Origin of the sequence: Pseudoalteromonas luteoviolacea, from assembly GCF_021654285.1 — a bacterium.
GTDB classification, from domain to species: domain Bacteria; phylum Pseudomonadota; class Gammaproteobacteria; order Enterobacterales; family Alteromonadaceae; genus Pseudoalteromonas; species Pseudoalteromonas luteoviolacea_J.
Window position 1 is genome coordinate 21,709 of record NZ_JAKFZS010000040.1, and the last position, 17,559, is coordinate 39,267.

Annotated in this window: 15 protein-coding genes; 6 read left to right on the top strand and 9 right to left on the bottom strand. The window is 42.1% G+C overall.

The window, feature by feature from the left end; translation table 11 throughout:
- The first annotated feature begins 174 nt into the window (after positions 1-174).
- From L1077_RS24690 to L1077_RS24700, 3 genes are all read left to right on the top strand, one after another.
- Positions 175-1,677, top strand: a complete 1,503-nt coding sequence (locus L1077_RS24690; protein WP_237139460.1) for an ATP-binding protein — start codon at positions 175-177, stop codon at positions 1,675-1,677.
- Between the two features lie 89 nt (positions 1,678-1,766).
- Positions 1,767-2,438, top strand: a complete 672-nt coding sequence (locus L1077_RS24695; RefSeq protein ID WP_237139461.1) for a response regulator — start codon at positions 1,767-1,769, stop codon at positions 2,436-2,438.
- Positions 2,439-3,281, top strand: a complete 843-nt coding sequence (locus L1077_RS24700) for a kinase (protein WP_237139462.1) — start codon at positions 2,439-2,441, stop codon at positions 3,279-3,281.
- A gap of 82 nt (positions 3,282-3,363) precedes the next feature.
- Here the strand turns inward: L1077_RS24700 and L1077_RS24705 are convergent, their stop codons facing one another.
- The 9 genes from L1077_RS24705 to L1077_RS24745 all read right to left on the bottom strand — a co-directional run bounded on the left by L1077_RS24705 (position 3,364) and on the right by L1077_RS24745 (position 12,473).
- Positions 3,364-4,224, bottom strand: coding sequence for a Tim44 domain-containing protein (locus tag L1077_RS24705; RefSeq protein WP_237139463.1), 861 nt, complete (start codon positions 4,222-4,224; stop codon positions 3,364-3,366).
- A gap of 110 nt (positions 4,225-4,334) precedes the next feature.
- Positions 4,335-5,063 carry a DUF3379 family protein gene (locus tag L1077_RS24710; RefSeq protein WP_237139464.1) on the bottom strand — a complete coding sequence of 243 codons (729 nt, stop codon included), beginning with the start codon at positions 5,061-5,063 and terminating at the stop codon, positions 4,335-4,337.
- On the bottom strand, positions 5,063-5,578 hold the full coding sequence (locus tag L1077_RS24715; protein WP_039609088.1) for a sigma-70 family RNA polymerase sigma factor: 516 nt from the start codon (positions 5,576-5,578) through the stop codon (positions 5,063-5,065). The genes L1077_RS24710 and L1077_RS24715 overlap by 1 nt, the downstream gene beginning before the upstream one ends.
- 51 nt (positions 5,579-5,629) lie before the next feature.
- Complete coding sequence (locus tag L1077_RS24720; protein WP_237139465.1) at positions 5,630-7,276, bottom strand: BatD family protein; 1,647 nt, start codon at positions 7,274-7,276, stop codon at positions 5,630-5,632.
- Positions 7,270-9,138, bottom strand: a complete 1,869-nt coding sequence (locus L1077_RS24725) for a VWA domain-containing protein (protein WP_237139466.1) — start codon at positions 9,136-9,138, stop codon at positions 7,270-7,272. Before L1077_RS24725 ends, L1077_RS24720 begins: the two co-directional genes overlap by 7 nt.
- Position 9,139: 1 nt before the next feature.
- Entirely contained in the window at positions 9,140-10,126 is a 987-nt protein-coding gene (locus L1077_RS24730; protein WP_237139467.1) for a vWA domain-containing protein, read from the bottom strand.
- On the bottom strand, positions 10,119-10,553 hold the full coding sequence (locus L1077_RS24735) for a DUF4381 domain-containing protein (RefSeq protein ID WP_237139468.1): 435 nt from the start codon (positions 10,551-10,553) through the stop codon (positions 10,119-10,121). The genes L1077_RS24730 and L1077_RS24735 overlap by 8 nt, the downstream gene beginning before the upstream one ends.
- Before the next feature lie 5 nt (positions 10,554-10,558).
- Positions 10,559-11,500 carry a DUF58 domain-containing protein gene (locus tag L1077_RS24740; protein WP_237139469.1) on the bottom strand — a complete coding sequence of 314 codons (942 nt, stop codon included), beginning with the start codon at positions 11,498-11,500 and terminating at the stop codon, positions 10,559-10,561.
- A 16-nt stretch (positions 11,501-11,516) separates the two neighbouring features.
- Positions 11,517-12,473: an AAA family ATPase gene (locus L1077_RS24745; RefSeq protein ID WP_237139470.1), complete on the bottom strand. Its 957-nt coding sequence runs from the start codon at positions 12,471-12,473 to the stop codon at positions 11,517-11,519.
- Positions 12,474-12,765: 292 nt separating this feature from the next.
- Here L1077_RS24745 and fadI point away from each other — a divergent pair, with 292 nt between their 5' ends.
- The 3 genes from fadI to L1077_RS24760 all read left to right on the top strand — a co-directional run bounded on the left by fadI (position 12,766) and on the right by L1077_RS24760 (position 17,408).
- Positions 12,766-14,076, top strand: a complete 1,311-nt coding sequence (fadI, locus tag L1077_RS24750; protein ID WP_237139471.1) for an acetyl-CoA C-acyltransferase FadI — start codon at positions 12,766-12,768, stop codon at positions 14,074-14,076.
- Positions 14,077-16,179, top strand: coding sequence for a fatty acid oxidation complex subunit alpha FadJ (fadJ, locus tag L1077_RS24755; protein ID WP_237139472.1), 2,103 nt, complete (start codon positions 14,077-14,079; stop codon positions 16,177-16,179).
- A 965-nt stretch (positions 16,180-17,144) separates the two neighbouring features.
- Positions 17,145-17,408 (top strand): hypothetical protein, encoded by a 264-nt coding sequence (locus tag L1077_RS24760; protein ID WP_237139473.1) that lies wholly within the window; start codon positions 17,145-17,147, stop codon positions 17,406-17,408.
- The last annotated feature ends 151 nt before the right edge of the window (positions 17,409-17,559 follow it).

Sequence of the window (17,559 nt, forward strand, 5' to 3'; positions counted from 1 at the left end):
TTCGTATCTCTAACTTCCACGGTTTTTGCACATTCATATCCGATACTACTTGTAGTAAATTAGAAACACGCCTTTTATATACATAAAACGTAGAGCCTGCATTGATATTGGTGCAATATGTTGGGCGGCGGATACAGAGTATTTGCTTGTATCTTTGATTTTTATGGAGTTTAAATGAAGTTAACCCTAAGAAGAAAGTTACTTGTAATCTTGCTTTCGGTCAATGCAGTGCTTATTTCAGCGGTTTATTATGCCAACCAACTTGCGTTTGAAAAAAGCTTTAAAGAGTACTTACAAAATAGTAGTCGCGCAAAACTGGTCACCTTACTTCCCACTATTCGTGAAAACTTTGCTCAGTATGGCGAACAGTGGATGACGAGAAAGTATCCGCATTGGACTCGGCTCGTTGGAGAGTATCACGGTCGTACTCAAACAGAAATCGATGACATGGTAAAGCGCCCAAGGCGAGGTCCTCCAAGACATCACAGATCTGAGAGTGAAGTATCAGATGATAAAGCGTTTTCGCCAGAGAGACGAATGGGTAGGGAAGAGCGCCCCCCAAGACATATGCGGGGAGTTCAATCACGCCTTGTACTTAAATCAGCATCTGGTGAGCTACTCAAAGGCCGAAAAGATAGTAAAAACACCACGCTATGGGTTGAAGTGTATGAAAATGCAGATAACACTGGAGAGCTACTTGGGTTTATTGGCTTAGAAAATGGCTTAGAGATAAGTAACTCTTTAGATTCCTTATTTGCTAGTCGACAGCAGCATTGGTTTTTAGGGATTGCGATCATAGCGATGATAGTGAGTAGCTTGCTTGCAATCCCATTTAGTCGTTTCCTTGTTGCACCTGTTTTATCTCTTAGAGCGGCGGCTAAAAAAATTGCGGCTGGTAATTATGAGCCGCCCTTTAACTCTTTCAGTAAGGATGAGCTTGGGTTGCTCGCTAATGACCTAAACACATTGGCTAAAACGTTGGATGAAAATCAACACTCACGGCAGCAATGGATAGCAGATATATCTCATGAATTACGTACGCCTATTGCGGTATTTAACGCTGAGCTTGAAGGCATGATTGATGGGATCATTGAGTCTGACGAAGCACAGCTAAACTCGCTCTATGACGAAATTAATCGGTTAACCAAGCTCGTTGATGATCTGCATCAGCTTTCCATGTCTGACAGAGGGTCATTGAGCTACAGCATGGCAGAGTGTGATATTAATGAAGTGATAGGCCATACGTTCGATTCACATTTGGCTACATTTAAAAATAAGCACTTTGAATGGCAGATAGTTGGTGAGTCACAATGTTTACTCAACTGTGATGAGGCGAGACTTTCACAGCTGTTCAGCAATTTTATGCAAAATACGCTGCGTTATACTGATTCAAGTGAAGCGCAGCCAGGACAAATAAGGGTGGTAATCGAGCAGTCTAAAGATACCGTACTGATCCGCTGGCAAGATAGTAGCCCCGGTGTTGAACCTGAGTTGCTGCCTAGGTTGTTTGATAGATTATATCGAGTCGATAAAGCGCGAGACCGTGCCTCCGGTGGTTCTGGTCTTGGTTTGGCAATTTGTGCCAGTATAGTACAAGCACATAATGGCTCTATTGTTGCCACCCACAGTGAACTAGGTGGGGTAAGTGTTGATGTGACACTGCCGGTAGTTAAATAATCACCAAAAATTTTAGACATAGACACACTTCTCAAAAGAAGTAAGATCTTTAACACGAGAACGCAAAGAAGAACAAATAGGGTAATTAAATGGTTAATCAGAAAGTTCTGATCATTGAAGATGAAGAAAAACTGGCTGTTATTCTGGGTAAATATCTAGCGCAAGCCGGTTATGAGTTTGACATCGTGATGGACGGTGCTGAAGCACTTTCTAGAGTCCGTACCTTTGCCCCTGATATTATTTTGCTGGATCTCATGTTACCGTCGGTAGATGGTATCGAAATTTGTACTCAAGTACGCAGAGATTCTGAAGTGCCAATAATTATGACAACCGCTAAGGTTGAAGAAATAGACCGCTTATTGGGGTTAGAGGTGGGTGCCGATGATTATGTATGTAAGCCATACAGTCCAAAAGAAGTGGTTGCACGAGTAAAGGCAATTTTAAGACGTACCAATAGTACTGCGCCAATACAAACAGGCTTGGTGCTTGAAGAAGAAACCTTGTTTGTGAATTATAATGGTATGAGAACTGACTTAACGCATGTTGAGTTTATGCTGTTACAAACCATGTTTAAGCACCCTGGTCGCGTTTATAATCGCGCAAGGCTGATGGATTCAATCTACGATGATGATCGTGTTGTAAGTGATAGAACAATTGATAGCCACGTTAAAAAAATAAGGAAAAAACTGCAAGATATCGCGCCCGATTGCGAGTTTATTCATTCAATCTATGGAGTCGGCTATAAATTTGAAGTCATGTAAATGCAAGTTTTAACCGATTGGCAACGGCAGTTTTGTGAAGCATATGCGCTGCCAAAGCAGTATATTAGCGAATGCGAAAAAGCGTTAGTTTGGCTAAAGCGTTCAATCGCAAATCAATCAAAACCAATATGTATAGCTGTGAGTGGCTGTCAGGGCAGTGGAAAGTCAACACTGTCTGCGTATTTTGTTGCTTATTTAAAAAGCCAAGGGAAGTTGGCAGAGTCCGTTTCTATTGATGATTTTTATTACAGCAAATCCAAACGCCAAGTGCTTGCGAGTCTGTATTCACCGCTGTTTTTAACACGGGGAGCACCTGGTACTCATGATATCCAACGTGCCATAGATGTCATCAACGATTTTAAGCAATCAAAACCTTTTGTTTTGCCACGTTTTGATAAAGCGGCTGATGAACCTTATCCTGAAGATAGCTGGACGTCAGTTACTTCCACGCTTGATGTGTTGGTATTTGAGGGGTGGTGTTTAGGCTTGTCACCTCAGCCCCTAAATTTATTGAAAAGTAGCTGTAATCAATTTGAGTCTCAACGTGATGCAGAACGCTCGTATCGATCGCAAGTAAATGATTTTTTGTCTAAAGATTATCAATTTCTTTTTTCGTTTTTTGATAGTTTGGTATTTTTGAACGGACAAAACTTTGAATACGTATATCAGTGGCGCTTGGAGCAAGAGCAAAAATTGATTGCGAGTAGAGGAAAAGGCATGAATGAGCAGCAAGTCCATGAGTTTATTCAGTCATATCAAAGGCTAACAGAATGGGGGATTGAAACCTTGCCAACAACATGCGATTTAGAGCTGATATTAGATAAGGACAGGGGCTTTTCTTAAAGCCAGAACGTGTTATTCAAGACGGGTCACAAGATATAAAAAAGGCTCTTTCGAGCCCCTTTTCATCTGCTAAAATTTAGCTTTAAATTAAGTCTTCTACACCAACGATCAACCAAGGTGCATCCCCCTGTGTTTTACGCTCTAAGTGCCAAACTTCATGAATTGGTTCTTCCTGCATGTCACCTTGGTCACGATATTTACCACGGAACATGACACTGATTTCCCACTTATCTGCACCTACGTCAGCACGGGCAAGCTCAGCATCAACAAACATAACTTCAGTTGCGACGTCACCTTGTTGTTCACGCTCTTGGCGGAACTCTTCGACAAGCTCTGGGCTTAGGTATTCAGCCATTGTCGTGTAGTCTCTGTTGTTCCACGCTGTCTGGATCGTTTGATAGTGTGAACGCGCACCTTGTAGGAAGCCATTTACATCAAAATCACGAGGCAAGTTAAATGGGACCTCTTGCTGTGCACCAAACCCACCAGCTGTTTGATTCGCTTGAAACTGCTGAGGTTGAGAGAAAGGTTGATTTTGCTGTGGCTGCTGCTGAGCAAAGTTAGGCGCGCCAGCCATTTGCGGCTGTTGCTTTTTGCGCATAAAGCCCATGATCACTTTGAACAGGACAAATGCTGCAATGGCTAAAAGGATCATTTCAAGGAATTGGAAGCCCTCAAAATCATCACCCATCATTGCTGCGATTAGACCGCCAGCTAAAAGGCCACCTAGTACGCCAGCCATAATGCCTTTTTTGCTCGACTTTTTCTTTGCACCTTGTTGAGCAGCCAGTGATTTAGTATCCACTTGCTTTTTTTGTTGCACAGTAGAAGTTTGATGTGTTTTACCTTTTTTCTTGCTGCCAAACTTTTTACGCGCTTCAGCGTCAAAAGCAGTAGCAAACAACATTGAAACGATAGTCAATAAAACAAAAAATTGTTTCATGGTTTTCCTCTAAGTTTAAATACTGTGTGACATTCTAATGAAATTAAAAAAGAAATTGAACTGAAATAGGGGGGTTATAGGAACAAATAGGGCGCTTATCGCGCCCCATTTTATAGCCATTGTAAGGAGTTGTTGACTTCGCCTTGATACTTATCAAGTGGAGTGCCTAATTTTGCAACCAAAATGGTGTCTGCATTGGCGCCTTTATTAATAGAACCACTGAAGCGGCTGTCACTAAACTGGGTATCACCTTGACGATAGTCATTTTTATCGCTTGGGACAATAAATACGGTCATAGGGCCGTGATCTGATTGAAAGATTAAGTGTAAGCTGCGCTGGCCTTTAAAGTTGCAAAATGTTGCATAAGTCACTTTGCCAGGCAGTGATTCAAGCTTACCGCCAAGCATAGCAAGTTTCTCATTGACTACCTGGAGATTCACTTCTTTGCTGAGTGTTAACGCGCTCTCTTCGTAATATACGTGTTCAAGTGCATGTTCTCCAGCATATAAAGGCGCATGGACAGCGGTGCTAAAGTAAACCATCACAGCCAGTGCAACAGATGCCGCTGACGCAATGGGTACAGTAAAGCGCTTATACCAAGCTATATTCACGACATTGTCGGCAGAGTGCGTCTTAGGTTCTTGCTCATCCATATTAGCAAGTAATTTGGCTTGCAAGCCCTCAGGTACCGGAACCTTTAACGCATCACCTAACATATCATCAAAACCTTGCACTTCGTCAACCAAACGTTTTTTAGCTGGGTCTTGCTTAGCTTCGTTCATAAGTTGCTCATCGCTCGGATCGGCGAACAGGCGACGGCGAAATTCTAAATCATCCATCAGTTTGATGCCCCCTTTGCTGATTCATTCACGTTAGTTAGTGCCTCTTTTAGCTGATTTCTCGCTCTATACAGTCGGGTCATGACTGTATTTTTGTTTAACTCTAAAATCTCTGCGATTTCATCCCCAGAGCACCCCATGACAACCTGAAGTAAAAGGGGCTCTCGATACTCAGAAGCTAACTGATTAATTTGTCTTTGAACAACAGTTTGCTCCATTTCATCATCTAATGCTGTGCTTTTGGTATCGACTAAGGTGTCGTTTTCAACATCCGCATAGTCAAATTGTTTTCTCTCAAAGCGACGGGCGTTTTCTCGTCGCAATATGGTTAGTAACCAAGATTTGGCGGCTTTTTCATCCTGTAGTGCATCTAAAGAACGCCATGCACGTAAAAATGTTTCCTGAACCAAATCTTCTGCAATGGTTGGGTCTTGGCATAACCAGTAAGCAAAGCGATATAACTCTGTATGGTAAACCTGAACCAAAGATTCGTAACGTTTTTGTTTTTGGGTCATGCTAACTAGACCTTGCCTTCAGCAATATTATTTCGTTTTTCGCCATATTTTTTAGTAAAGCGACTCTAGGCTATTCTTAGCGTCTGATTTTGAACGCTTTTTAATTTTACATATTTGATTATATAGCGTTACGAGATCGACCTGTTGTTTATTTGCACTATAAAGGGATGCTTGCAATTTTGCAATTTCTTCCCCAATTTCGGGTGATTGCTGGCTTAACCACGACTTCAGTGTTTGCTGATGAGCAAGCTCTAGATAGTCACGCAATAGCGAGTAGAACTGGTTTGCGTCATTGCTTTTTGCTGCTTTTCCCAATTGCTTGAGTTTTGCTTGTGCATCAATATTTATGTTGGGTTGATTACCCACTTGCGGGCTTTGTGCTGAAACAGTCGGTTTTCTAAGTAGTAATACAGCCAATGTAATCAACCATAGTAAATAGCCTAACCCCATAATAAGCCAATCAACCCAAGACTTTTCAGCATCTTTGTAAATGATGGTCGGCTCAACGCTGGTTTGCGGTAGTGTTGATTGGGTTTGTATATCAACTTGTGGCAAAGTCACAGGCTGTTGAGGTTGATTAGGATCTGCAATCACTTCAATTGTTCTCGCTGGTAGAGTGGCATATTGAATGCGATTTATCACCGTATTAAACCAAGGTAATTTAACCTCTGGTAGAGTATAAGTGCCCGGTTTTTGTGGCAGAAGCGCATATGATGCAACCATTTGAGAAATGACTCGACCATCACGGGCCATTTGGTTACGGTCTGTTTCATCAGGGTAAATTCTAAACCCATCTACACTCGGCACTTCAATATCAGGCATTTGCTCTTTAGTAATACCCAAAGCAGTCAAGGTAAACGTACGTGTGATCGGCGCACCAACAACGACTTGTGCATCTTCTGGTTGCCATTCTTCAGCCAAGTTAACTAATTCGCTCGGTAACCATGCGCCACGGTAATTGTCAGGAATTGGTTTTACTTCAACATCAATGGAGTCACCAACCGCGCTGACAGCCATTCTTCGATAACCTTCTCTAACTTGACCATTGAAAATCGGCCCTTCAATTTTAAAGTTACCACTCTTTTGAGGCTGTACAAGGTAATTTCTTGTGATCACTCGATAGCGGCGGCCATCAAGAACTTCGTAATTTTCTTCTTGCTGTCCCATTGGCGTGATCGAGCCGTCATTCATCGTTGGCGGTGTCATTTGCGCGTCGAGCAAATCTTTACCAATGAAAAGCTTAACGGTATATAGCGCAGCTTGTTGCACATACAAAGATTCTAGATTGAGTTCAGTGGTAACAAACACATCTTTTTGTTGATTGTCATCCGCTTCTCTTGCAACAACACGCAGAGAAATGGGTTGACTCTTTACACCAGATACTTCAAAAGCAGGAATGGTAAACTCTCCAGCACTTCGAGACATCACTTGCATTTGCCAGCTTGTAGCACTGCTCATGCTGCCATTAACAATTTGTGTGCGAGAGCTGGTACTCACAGGACCTGTAATGAAGCTTCTTGCCATGGCGCTTGTATCAGGCATTTGGCCCGACACTTTTCCATCTGCTTCTATAGTTAAAGTAAAGTATTCTCCAACTAATACGGGGTTTTTATCGACACTGGCTGTCAGTCTGTCTATAGCCAAAGCGGGCAGCGCGACAGCGAATAAAATAAAATAAATAGCAAATCGCATTACCATGATTTCTCAGCTCCTACTGGTTGTCTTTGTTGTTGTCTTTGTCTTGATTCCAAAAGCATTTTGTTCTTCAGCAAAATAGCGGGGTCATCTGGTACTCGGCGCAGTAGCTGATTGAGTTGCTGCGCTTTTTCTTTCTCTTCTGGTGTTAATTCCTTCATTTCACTTGGTAGCATTTGTTCAGATTGCTCACCTTCTTTTGGCTCACTCTGTTGTGCTTGCTGCGGGCGTGCTTGGGATTGCTCTTTTGTTTGCTCGCTTTCTTCACCTGTTTGTTTATCTGCTAGTTCAGGCTTATTTTGACTGTCTGATTGCTCACTACTTTGAGATTGCTCTGACTGTTCGCTATTTTCTTGCTCAGATTCATTTCCTTGTCCGTCTTGCGATTGGTTCTGTTGATCGTTTTGTTCACCAGATTGTTGCTCTTGATTTTCGCTTTCACCTTGCTGCTGATCGTTTTGTTGCTCAGAAGACTGCTCTTGCTGCTGATTGTTTTGATCTTGGTTTTGTTGTGATTGCTGATCTTTCATTTGCTCAAGCAGTTCTTTGTTCTCTTGTGCTTGCGATAATGACGGATCTAGTTGCAACGCTTGATCATAAGCTTGAATAGCGTCATCAAGTTTACCTAAATGGGCGAGGGCGTTCCCTAGGTTATATTGACCTATGGCCGTATTTGCATTTTCTAAAGTCTTTGCAGCTTGCTCATATTGACCTTGTTTATATTGAGCAGCCCCACGTAACGTCGCATCTTGTGCGATACTTGCTTGATCAAAGTCTTCTTTTTGATACGCAGAAAGCGCATTTTGGTCGGTATTTTTGAACCAAGATTGCCAATCGGCTGCATAACTGGGTTGGCTTGGTAAATAGGCAACAGCGCAAATTAACAGCGCAACGGCATTATTACGAAATGCCAATAGCGCAAGAGGAATAATTGCAAATAACAAATATTTTCCCGCATCGACGCGCCACAGGGTTTCGTTTGGCTCATTTGGCGTTTCAATATCTTGCGTATTATTTATTGCAAAGGCTTCTATATCTGAGTTATCCGGAGAGTAAGTGGCATATCGTCCGCCTAAGCGCTGCGCAAGTGAACGTAATCTATCGACATAAAGCTTAGGAACGACGATTTGCCCGTATCTATCTTTTAAAAACCCGCCTTCTGGCATACTAATAGGCGCACCTTGTGCTGTGCCAACACCGTAAACATGCAGGGTATAACCTGAGCCGCTGAGCATATCATGTATATCTTGTGCATCTTCCAACTCGACTTCATCGGTGATTAAAATGATTTCGCCTGATGGGTAACCTGCTTGTGCTAACAAGGTTTTTGCTTGGTCAATGCCGGCTAGTACGTTAGCGCCTTTGCCCGGCATAATCTCTGGGCTAATACTTGGCACAAGGTTTTCTAGCGTATTTATATCGCTTGTGAGTGGGGAAATAATAAAGGCATCTTGTGCATAGGCAACCAATGCGGTGTCACCTTCACGAAACTGCTGCAACATGTCTAAAGTTTTAAATCTGGCCTGAGTCAATCTGTTAGGTGCAATGTCCGTCGAATACATAGAGTAGGACATATCCATAACGATGACTCTAGCCTGTTTGGCCGAGAAAACCGGTACGCTTTGCTTTTCAATGCTTGGCCCTGCTGCAGCGATCACCCCTAGGAATAAAATTAGACTGGTTAACCATGTTGAGTGACTGGCTTTACTTTGATTGCCTTCAGTTAAAACTACTTTCGCAAGATGCGGTGCAATTAATTGAGATTGTTTATGGCCTGCTTTTTTGTACCATTGCAATAAACTTATGATTGCCCAAGGTACCAGTAGCCAAAGTAGCTCTGGTCGGATAAATTGAAATTCGGTCATATTAATTATCTCGCCTCCATTGTGTTGCAAAGCGAATAAGCAGTACTAAACCCCACAGAGCAATTGCGGTCAATAGGGGAATATAAAACAATGCGATTTTAGGACGAAATGTTTCATCCTCTGCAGAAATAGGCTCTAGGTTATCAAGCTCAGAGTAAATTTGCTGTAAACCTTGGACATCTTTCGCTCTAAAGTATCGACCGCCTGTTTCTGTGGCAATATGTGTCAATGTTTGCTCATCAATGCTTGCCCCTGACATACTGCCCATTGAGAAAAAGCCCATGTTTCTGCGACCGTCAGAGCCAACACCAATGGTATATACTTTTATTCCTTCTTCTCTAGCTAAGATTAACGCCTCTTCAGGTTGTAAGTTACCAGCTGTATTTTGGCCGTCGGTAAGTAAAATGAGGATACGATTACTTTCTTCTTTTTGATTGAAACGCTTAACAGCAAGACCCAACGCATCGCCAATAGCAGTTGCTCTACCTACCAAACCAATTTGTGACTCTTGCAGCATTTGGCTTACGGTATTGATGTCTTTGGTCAAAGGCGTTTGTAAAAAAGCGGTGTCGGCAAATAATATCAAGCCAAGTCTATCGCCTTGTCGTTGTTCTATAAAATCACCCAATACAGCTTTAACGACAGATAACCTGTCGATATAGCGGCCATTGTACTCCATGTCTTCTTCAGCCATAGAGTGAGAAAGGTCGACAGCCAGCATGATATCTCTGCCTTCACTGGGTAATGTGATTGGGTCATCTAGCCAAGTTGGGTTACTCAACGCGGTGACTAAAAGCAGCCAGACAAGCATTTCAAGCCAGTTTTTTTTGCGAGAATACGATTGTGCCTGTGTGCCGATACCGCCCAATGAGGCATAACTAGGCATACGGATTTTCTGTTGGGACTGCACTGCAACAGGTTTTATTTTTGAGATTATCCAGGGTAATGGGAGCAGTAAAAAAGCCAGCGGCCACTCAAATTCAAACATCTAAGCGCTCCTTGATTTTAAAAGATCTAATTGCCGTCAGGAGCTTTTCGCTTTGTTCATTGTTGTTATCTGATTGATATAACGAGGCAATATCTTGTTCATTGAACTGCGCTTTTGATAGCGTATTTAAAGTATTACACCAATTTGTGCTGGTTTGTGATGCGACGGTTGTACCGTAATAATGTTTGGCTAATCTTTTGACAAGACTGTGCAAAGCAAGCGCGTCTTGTTTATGTGTTTCACTGAGCTGTATTGCCTCTCGTTTAGCTGCACCATAGCGCCAATTTTTATATAACCAAACAGCCAATGCGATCAGCAAAAGCGTTGAAGCAATGAACAGTGCCCACATCGGCAAAGACAAAGGCCACCAACTTACTTGCTCTGGTGGTATTACATCATGAAGGGCATCTAAAGGGGATTGATTCATTATTGTCACCTAGAGAGCTGTGTTTCTAAGGGGGTATCAGCAGAGAAGTTGAGCATGGTCATGCCAGAACGCTGTAAGCGCTTTAATCGGGTGTTAAACACTTGCTGGGCGCGTTTGGCAAACTTGTCTCTAAATTGCTTGTCGCTCAGTGGCAATGTCCAAGCACTGTGCGTACCTTGGATTTCGACTGCTTCGCTGTAAGCTGGTAAGGTATGCTCGAATGGATCACTGACTTGGCAACCAATTAACTCACAGTGTCTACTTATCCCTTCAAGTAAGGAAAAGCTTTCTTCATCTAGCTCAGAAAAGTCAGAAATAAGATAGATTAAACTGCCCGGCTTTGCGAGATGTTTGAGGCGCTTTAAATTGTCGTTAAATCGACTATCGCTTTGTTTGTCACGACTAATTAGGCTGGTGTTATGTACATCACATAATTGATGACAAAATGCTAAAACGCCTTTATCCCTAGCCGTTGGTTTGAGCTCATGATGACTGTGTTCTGAAAATACCACGCCACCAAGCCTATCGCCACGTTGCGATGCTGACCATGCAACAAGTGCACTTAAATGCGCGGCTTGCACAGATTTCAGCAGCAATTGGCTGCCAAATAGCATGCTATTGGACAAGTCTGTAAATAAAAAGACTGGGCGTTCTTTCTCTTCTTGATAAAGCTTTGTGTGCGCTTCACCCGTACGAGCCGTTACGCGCCAATCTATTGCGCGGATATCGTCACCATATTGGTATTGACGCACTTCGGCAAATTCCATGCCTCGCCCTTTGTGAGGTGCGAGGTATTGTCCAGCTTGTGCACTGCGAATTTGACCTTTTGGTTTTAAGTCGAGAAGGCGGGCCTTGCTCCTGTAGTAGAGCAACTCTTTCAGCCCGAGTTCAACGCCATTGCTGTGGCAATTTGCAAACCAGTTTTTAATATCAATATTTGCTTTCATAGCGGAAAACTACACTTTAAGGAACTGGTACTAACTCAAGGATGCGGCTGATCACCTGATCTTTTGTAATACCATCTGCTTGTGCTTCATAGCTTAAAATAATGCGATGTCTGAGTACATCATGTAACACTGCTTGTATATCATCAGGCGTGACAAAATCACGTTCTTGCAGCCAAGCGTGAGCACGAGCACATTTATCAAGCGCAATGGTTGCACGTGGACTTGCACCCAGCTCAATCCAAGTACCAAGTTCAGCATCTAATTTGGCTGCTTCACGGGTAGCGATAATAAGTTGTACTAAGTATTGCTCAAGTGGTTCAGCTAGATGTAACTCAAGTACCTTCTTTCTTGCTGCGAATAAAGTTTGCTGACTGATTGGGTTAAATTTAACGGCTTCAGTACTGAGCGCCTCGCCACGTGTCAAACGTAAGATCTCTAATTCAGTTTGCGCTTTCGGATAATCAATATTGAGGTGCAGTAAAAAGCGGTCTAATTGTGCTTCAGGGAGCGGGTAAGTCCCTTCTTGCTCTAGCGGGTTTTGGGTCGCCATAACCATAAATAGTTCAGGTAATGGATAAGTCGTTTTGCCTACGGTAACTTGTCTTTCCGCCATCGCCTCTAATAACGCTGACTGAACTTTAGCAGGTGCTCGGTTGATTTCATCAGCCAGTACTAGGTTATGGAATAGTGGGCCTTTTTCAAACACAAACTCACTGGTTTGTTGTCTGTAAATATCGGTACCAGTAATGTCAGCAGGTAATAAGTCAGGGGTAAACTGAACACGTTGGAAACTGCCTTCAATGCCTTTAGCAAGTGCGTTTACAGCACGTGTTTTTGCCAGCCCTGGAGGGCCTTCTACCAGTAGGTGGCCATCAGCTAAAATCGCGATTAAAAGGGCTTCAGTCAGGTCTGGTTGACCAATAATTTGGGTATCTAAGTATTTTTTTAATTCAGTAAACTCATTAACTGCCATGCTTGTTTGTCCTTGTTATGACAAATTTGTTGCTTATTTATATGGATTGAAACAGAAAACTCAAGCTTTTGAGGTGTAATTTCACACTTTTCTTAGACTCTTTTTTTTCGTTTAGTTCCATATTTTTAATATATTTTTCAGATGCTTTTTGATTTGTTTAAAATTCACGCTAAGTTTAATTTGCGCTGTGATTTTTACAGACAATTTCCATTTTTCTATTGGCAGAATGGATTCGGTTGTTTAGAATCGAGTTAAAATAACAGGTCAGACCTGTCAGCGGGAGAGCAAATTCATGTCTGGACAAAACATTCTAAAAACAATAAACGGAGACCGTATTGCCATCGTCAGTGGCCTGCGTACTCCTTTCGCAAAACAAGCAACTGCTTATCATCATGTGCCTGCGCTTGATCTGGGTAAAACCGTGGTCAATGAAATGCTGGAACGACTAAACATCGATAAAAAAGAAATTGACCAGCTCGTCTTTGGCCAAGTGGTGCAAATGCCTGAAGCGCCAAATATCGCCCGTGAAATCGTATTAGGTACGGGTATGCCTGTGTCGGTTGATGCTTATTCTGTATCTCGAGCCTGTGCGACGAGTTTTCAGGCTGTGGCGAATGTCGCAGAGTCTATTATCGCGGGCCACAGTGCAGTAGGTATTGCTGGAGGTGCCGACTCTTCATCTGTCCTGCCTATCGGTGTCAGCAAAAAGCTTGCGGGCAGTCTAGTTGACCTTAATAAAGCAAGAACCTTGGGCCAGCGCCTAAAAATCTTCTCTAAGTTACGTTTAAAAGATTTACTACCAGTACCGCCAGCTGTAGCAGAGTATTCTACAGGCCTTTCTATGGGGGATACTGCAGAACAAATGGCAAAAACACACGGTATCAGTCGTGAAGAACAAGATGCATTAGCACATCGTTCACATTCTTTAGCCGCTAAAGCTTGGGATGAAGGGCTTCTATCGCCAGAAGTGATGACTGCACATGTTGAGCCATACAAACAATTTATCGATAGAGACAATAATATTCGAGCAAATTCATCTCTTGAAGGGTATGCGAAGTTGCGTCCTGTATTTGATAGAAAACATGGCTCAGTAACTGCTGCTAATGCAACACCGCTTACAGATGGCGCTGCTGCGGTACTGATGATGAGTGAGAGTAAAGCAAAAGCACTTGGTTATGAGATTCTTGGCTATGTGCGCTCTTACGCCTTCTCTGCCATTGGTGTACATGAAGACATGCTAATGGGCCCTGCACACTCAACGCCTTTAGCATTAGACAGAGCAGGTATTGAATTAAAAGATCTTGATTTAATTGAAATGCATGAAGCGTTTGCAGCACAAGCGCTGGCTAATGTGAAGATGTTTGCATCAGACAAGTTTGCGCAAGAGAAACTGGGCCGCAGTAAAGCCATTGGTGAAATTGATATGGATAAATTCAATGTTAATGGTGGGTCACTTGCTTATGGGCATCCATTTGCAGCAACGGGTGCCAGACTAATCACACAAAGTTTAAATGAATTAAAACGCCGAGGTGGTGGGCTTGCATTAACAACAGCATGTGCGGCTGGTGGCTTAGGTGCGGCTTTTGTATTGGAGAGTGCATAAATGTCAGTATTTAATTATGAACTAAATAGTCACAAAGTTGCTTTGGTCACAATTGATGTACCAGGCGAGAAGATGAACACCTTGCGTGATTCTTTTGCGGACGAGTTGCTGGAAATTCTCGAGCAAGGTAAAAAAGATGATGTCGCAGGCATGGTCTTTGTGAGCGGTAAAGCGGACAACTTTATTGCCGGTGCAGATATCAAGATGCTTGATAATGCGAATACGCGAGAAGATGCACTTAGGCTTTCTGAAATGTGTCAGCAGGCATTTTTCAAAATGAAATCCTTACCATTCCCAACGATAGCTGCGATTCATGGTGCGGCCCTTGGTGGCGGGCTAGAGTTTGCTCTGGCATGTGATTATCGAGTATGTAGCAGCGATGATAAAACCAAACTTGGTTTACCTGAAGTACAGCTAGGTCTATTACCAGGCGGTGGCGGTACACAAAGATTACCTAAATTGGTTGGTATCCAAAAAGCGCTTGAATGGATGTTAACAGGTAAGCAGATTAGGGCGAAGCAAGCGGCTAAAGCGGGCTTGGTCGATGAGAGTGTGGCGCAAAGCATTTTAATGGAAGTGGCAGTTAAATTGGCCCGTAAAGGCAAGCCTAAAGCGCGCAAGCCAAAACTAGATAAGTTAAGCCAGCTTTTAGAATCAAACCCATTTGGTCGCAACATCATTTTCAAAAAAGCACAAGAAAATGTTGAGAAGAAAACAGGTGGTCATTACCCGGCTCCAATGGCCATTATCAAGGCTGTTCGCGCATCTGTAGAACTTGATGAATTAAAAGCATACAAAACGGAAGCTGAAGGGTTTGCCGATTTGGTGATGACAGAGGTCTCGCGTTCATTACGTGGCATTTTCTTCGCAACAACAGAGATGAAGAAAGAGTGGCAAAGTGATGATGCCGCTAAAATCGAGCGAGCGGCTGTACTTGGTGGTGGTTTAATGGGCGCGGGGATCGCTCATGTCAGTGCAGCCAAAGCAGGTGTGAGAGTGCGTATTAAAGACGTTGCGCATCAAGGTATCAGCAATGCACTTAACTATAGCTATAAAATCTTATCCAAAAAGCAAAAGCGACGCATTTTATCTAAAGCGCAAATGCAATCTACGATGAACAGTATCACAGGCACAACGGATTACAGTGGTTTTGAGCATATTGATATTGTGATTGAAGCGGTGTTTGAAGATCTTGCTCTAAAACAAGGTATGGTGGCTGATATCGAGCGAGAATGTGCTGAGTCGACAATTTTTGCCAGTAATACTTCTTCATTACCGATTGCACAAATTGCTGAAAATGCAGCCCGTCCTGAAAATGTGATTGGTTTACATTACTTCTCTCCGGTAGAGAAAATGCCGCTGGTGGAAATCATTCCTCACGAAGGTACATCGGAAGAGACCATTGCAAAAACAGTTAATTTTGCGCGTAAGCAAGGTAAAACCCCCATTGTTGTAAAAGACAAAGCCGGATTTTATGTAAACAGAATTTTGGCCCCGTATGTGAACGAAGCTGCAAATCTTCTACTCGCAGGTGAGCCGATTGAAAAAATAGATCAAGCATTGGTTGAGTTTGGCTTCCCTGTCGGTCCGCTTGCATTGCTTGACGAAGTTGGGATTGATATAGGCTCTAAGATTGCGCCTATTCTTGAAAAAGAGCTAGGAGCCCGCTTTAAGGCGCCTAATGCATTCGAGCGCTTGATTGAAAATAAGCGTCTTGGCAGAAAAACCGGCCGTGGTTTTTATACCTATGAAGATAAAAAAGGCAAAAAGGTGGATGAGTCTGTTTATGATTTACTTGGGATCACCCAAGCACCTCGTTTAAATAAGCAAGAAATTGCCAACCGCTGTGTCTCGCAAATGCTTAATGAAGCATCACGTTGCTTAGATGAAGGTATTATTGCTTCAGCAAGAGATGGTGATATTGGAGCTATCTTTGGCATCGGTTTCCCGCCTTTCTTGGGCGGCCCGTTTAGTTACATGGATAAACGTGGCATTAACAAGGTGTGCTCAGAGCTATCTACTTATGCAACCGAAAATGATGTTTTCACTCCCTCAGAACCGTTAAAAGCAAAAGCTGAAGCGGGTGAAGCTTACTATAATTAATCTTCTTTACTTGGGAAAACACGAAAACATTCGTGTTTTCCTAATTTTTTACCTACCTGAATTTCCTCTAAATATTAATATTTTATTAAATGTGAAAAAGTCTTCCCGTTAACTTGTTATTTACTGTTGTTGAAATAATTTAACATTGCTGTTCGTGATCTCAAACTGCTGTTTTTATTGTTTATATTTTATTACTTCATTTTTCTTTCCTTGAATATAAATCAATATAATGAACCTTTACTGAGTTTTTTTTTTGATCAATTCTATTGTTGGAACTAAAAAGGAGAAACAAATGAAAATAATCAGCAAAACAATATTAACATTGATATTGATTGGATCCTTTCAATCAATGGCAACTTCAGAGTCGCAATCGGTCTCTTCACAAAGATGGATTGAAACTAGTGCTTGGGGGCCAACAGAGGCGTGGGCTACTAGGCTTGCTATAGAGTATTGGCAAAGAGCTGCACGTTCTTCCAGAATGCCTGGTATAACTTGTAAATATTGGGCTGTAGGTCCTGGGTGGGAATGTTTTGCAATTGGTAGTCCATAAACTAGTTTCAATTAAGTCTTTAGGTATGTTTCCGGTTTCTGCAAGTAAGAGCTATTGCAGTGTCTATATTGCTGTTGCTAAATAAGCAAGATAAGCAAATGGAAATGTGGCGCTCAAGTTTATAGATACATCGTCTATAACTTAACTTCTAAAATTAAAGTACTTTTTTAAACTTCTTTATATGGATTTATTGTCTAAATTAGTATGTAAAGCCATGTTTTTTAGTCGTGAAGTTCAGTGGCTACACAGCTGAAATTACCAATTATTCTAGTAATATTGGATTTGTTTTCATCAGAATTTACGCGATTATAATATGGGTTAGGTTATATTCGGGCATTAAGTTTTTTTATTTATTTAGTGGTTTTTAGATAGATTTTAAATCTCTAAAAGAGTAATGTTTTAAAGGAATGTAAAAATGAAATTAGTAAAATTAATAGGCCTTTGTACTGGATTATGTTTGTCAACAAGCTATGTAAATGCAAAGCCTTCTGAAACTCATACAATTAAACCTGCTGGGTACGTGTCAGCTTCTGCTTTTGGTTACAGCGAATCGAATGCTACGCAAAATGTCATTGCAGCTTGGCAGAAAAGAGCTGGCTCTTCGAAAATTCCATTCTATAGATGTCAATACATAGGTGTAGGGCCTGGTTGGCAGTGTAGGGCTTGGGGTTATGCTTAGAGCTGAATCAGCTTAGTAATTTAAAAAGAGAGCTACTTGCGTTAATGCCGATCAGTTAGGCATTAATTGTTTGATCAATTGAATGATCTTTTAAGTATGTCAGAATCCGATAAACCATGTTTATCGGATTTTTTTATGCTCGTCTCTCGTT